We start from the raw sequence: 2,885 nt of genomic DNA on the forward strand, positions 1-2,885 counted from the left end.
GCGTCATTCGTAAGGCGATCAAGAACCGGAAGATTTTTCGGACTGATGAGCCAGTCATGAAGGTAATCTATCTGGCCATGGAAAAAGCTTCCGAGAAATGGACCATGCCGATCAGGAACTGGAAAGCAGCCATGAACCGGTTTGAAATTATGTTTCCTGACCGGTTCAAGGAGTAATAGTTTTGGTGGCGTTTACACAGAATTATTTACAGGCTCCGATTTCGCTCTATATTGCCCCAATGCTTCTTTTACATACGAACTGACATTCCTGGTTTGTATATCACCGCAGGATGTAATTTTGATATGCCTGCGCAGTTTACCCTTTCCTTCCAGTGTCGAATCTGGATCCGATAAGTTTGCGCCTTCACTGAACTCGATAGAGGCATGTGATTGGTAGAAAAACAGGCCCCCAATTAATTGCTTTCCTTTGAGAAATACCAGGCCATCATACTTAATGTCTTCAATGATATCTGGACCATGGTTGAAATAAATATCCCTGATCTTCAGCGCTATTTCGTAACGTTCGGCCTTTGTAGATTGAAGATCCATCATAAAATCAGCAATCCTTTGAGTGCTAAAATCCTTCATCGTCAACAGCGGCCTCTAAGCTGAAAAACCGTACTTCTCTTTGAATAATTCATCCTGTGGTTCGCCTGTTCAGGCTATACAGGCTGGCCTTCACTCCCTTGATGGTGATTGCCCTGGAGAAGCTCTGACCAATACGCCTGGAAACATTAATAGAGGCGGTATTTTCCGGAATGATAAGGCTGATCAGCGCGTCTGCACTGGTATTCTCAAATCCCCATTGAACTGAACGATGTGCTGCTTCCGTCGCATAACCTTTACCCCAGTAATCTTTTGCCAGTGCCCAGCCAACCTCAATACCCGGCCATCCTTCTGGATTATAAAGTCCGACTCTACCAACAAACTGGCCAGACGATTTCTCCTCAACAGCCCACATACCAAATTTTCTGAGTTCCCAGTGGCCGATCAGCATCGCCAATCCTCTCCAGGAGTCTTCTCTGGACAGTGTTTGGCCCGTGCCAATGTATTTCATTATTTCCGAGTCAGCACACATCTGTGCGTAGGGCTCAATGTCTTGTTCTTTGAAGCCTCTCAGAATCAGCCGGTCAGTTTCGAGGGTGGGTATTATCATGCTAATGTATCATCCACTATCAATTGATGAATGGTATGATCCTGATTTAGCCACATACCGTCTGCTATGGGAATAAGGCGCTGTGGTCGACAGCGAAGCTTGGGTGCGGGGATGCAGGAAGAGGTTCAGTACGTAACAGGAGATTGGATCGTTCTGTATCTGGCGGCAAATCCCACTGTTGAGCGAAGTAGAGCCCTCCAAACTGCCGTCCGGAAAGGTATTATTAAGCATCCATACGATCGTCCATGTGTATCTTGTGTTATTTATTGAATATAAGTGCCCATAGCGATTAGGATACGCACCTGTATAATGGCGGAACGTTAAAAGTGTGATTTATTTTTTATGCAAAGATTTCATGTTCCGGGTGTAGTCACTCGCCATATTCTTCATAAGTGATAATAAGCTTCTAGCTCCACCGCCTTATTACAAGGCACATTTATTATTTAATTTCAGGATATGACTATGTCTACTACTACTGGTACTGTTAAGTGGTTCAATGACGAGAAAGGTTTTGGTTTCATCGCTCAGGATAATGGCGGACCAGACGTGTTTGCTCACTTCCGTCAGATCACTGGCGAAGGCTTCAAATCTCTGGCAGAAGGCCAGCGAGTTGAATTTAAAGTGACTCAGGGTCAGAAAGGCCCACAGGCTGAAGATATTCGACCACTGTGATGGTCGGGGCTGCAATTGTGTAGTCTCTTCTCTCGCGTAAAGTGAGGAAAAAGGGCAGTACTTTCGGGTATTGCCCTTTTTTGTGTTTCCAGAAAAATAAATGGGTAAAGTGCGCAGGGCAACATAACCCAAACCACTATTCCATTGCTGGAAACCCACGCCATACCTTACCGATGTGTGTTGGAAGAGTGCCAGGAAATATCGAGCGTATAGTGGTAAATATGACAATCTGCTGGACGTTGTCAGCCGCTGGTTGAGTGATGGGGGAAGGCCTTTCTTATACATTGGGACGAAATGAAGACCTGACACCAGCTTTCCTGCAGCTTATCCTGGATAAGCCATGCTCACATATCTTTAAGCTTTAGGGGCTCAATTTTGCCATGCGGATATTGCTGACTGAGATATTAGCCAGCTCGAAGGTACACTATTCAAGAGCTGCTCCTGACTTTTTCGCAATATTGAGTTAAGCCAATATATTGCGGATTTCATTTATTTCGTCTTGCAAGTCGATCCCGTTATATTGAGGAGCTAATGTTAAGTCCTCTATAGCTATCGTATTAATTGACTGAGTTTCACATAACCGTAATAGCTCTTCTCCCCTGGGATTGTATACCCGGCTACCCCCACAGTAGTTTGCCGTGAACTCACTGGTAATATCTTTCCCTACTCTGTTGCAGGTAAGGATATGTTGTCCATTTTCTAAAGCTCTCGCTTGAGCAATACTAAAACTCTGCTGACCTCCAAAGTTTGCAGGATGAAGAATAACGTCCACTTCTTGATACCCTCTCATCAGCTCTGGGAACCATATATCAAAACAGACAGAGACACCCAGTTTCAAACCATTGTGCTCAAAGGTTAGGAGTTCTTTACCCCTTGAAAAGTATTGCCGATCAATTCTATTCTGGCTTATTTTTCGATATTTGTATCGCAGTGTCATCACCGGCGTAAAAAGTCCTCAAAACACCAGTCCAAAATGACCTGTCGTTAAGTATAGCTTTTTGGGGTGGTCTGCAAGTCTGATAGTTCCAGAAAGTTAAATATTTTACTAAGCTGACTCT

At 44.3% G+C, this 2,885-nt stretch carries 4 protein-coding genes and 1 pseudogene; 2 read left to right on the top strand and 3 right to left on the bottom strand.

All coding sequences use genetic code 11. From position 1 onward, the window contains the following. Positions 1-176 (top strand): annotated as a pseudogene (locus tag AK963_RS32650) (IS256 family transposase); the annotation flags it as partial. A gap of 15 nt (positions 177-191) precedes the next feature. On the opposite strand, the gene AK963_RS27490 reads toward AK963_RS32650, so the two are convergent. Together AK963_RS27490 and AK963_RS27495 are read right to left on the bottom strand one after the other, a co-directional pair. Beyond that, positions 192-551, bottom strand: a complete 360-nt coding sequence (locus AK963_RS27490) for a DUF1801 domain-containing protein (protein WP_238593871.1) — start codon at positions 549-551, stop codon at positions 192-194. 85 nt (positions 552-636) lie between these two features. Continuing rightward, positions 637-1,155 carry a GNAT family N-acetyltransferase gene (locus tag AK963_RS27495; RefSeq protein WP_066018511.1) on the bottom strand — a complete coding sequence of 173 codons (519 nt, stop codon included), beginning with the start codon at positions 1,153-1,155 and terminating at the stop codon, positions 637-639. 462 nt (positions 1,156-1,617) lie between these two features. Here AK963_RS27495 and cspE point away from each other — a divergent pair, with 462 nt between their 5' ends. Beyond that, complete coding sequence (gene cspE / locus AK963_RS27500) at positions 1,618-1,827, top strand: transcription antiterminator/RNA stability regulator CspE (RefSeq protein WP_066018512.1); 210 nt, start codon at positions 1,618-1,620, stop codon at positions 1,825-1,827. 463 nt (positions 1,828-2,290) lie between these two features. Here the strand turns inward: cspE and AK963_RS27505 are convergent, their stop codons facing one another. Continuing rightward, entirely contained in the window at positions 2,291-2,764 is a 474-nt protein-coding gene (locus tag AK963_RS27505) for a carbon-nitrogen hydrolase family protein (protein WP_066018513.1), read from the bottom strand. Positions 2,765-2,885 lie beyond the last annotated feature (121 nt).

The sequence above is a fragment of the Endozoicomonas atrinae genome (assembly GCF_001647025.1).
Lineage (GTDB): Bacteria > Pseudomonadota > Gammaproteobacteria > Pseudomonadales > Endozoicomonadaceae > Endozoicomonas > Endozoicomonas atrinae.

What these genes read in the sequence shown, in the direction of transcription:
- cspE (WP_066018512.1), top strand. Translation starts at nt 1,618, where the DNA reads ATGTCTACTACTACTGGTACTGTTAAGTGGTTCAATGACGAGAAAGGT.
- AK963_RS27490 (WP_238593871.1), bottom strand. Translation starts at nt 551, where the DNA reads ATGATGGATCTTCAATCTACAAAGGCCGAACGTTACGAAATAGCGCTG.
- AK963_RS27505 (WP_066018513.1), bottom strand. Translation starts at nt 2,764, where the DNA reads ATGACACTGCGATACAAATATCGAAAAATAAGCCAGAATAGAATTGAT.
- AK963_RS27495 (WP_066018511.1), bottom strand. Translation starts at nt 1,155, where the DNA reads ATGATAATACCCACCCTCGAAACTGACCGGCTGATTCTGAGAGGCTTC.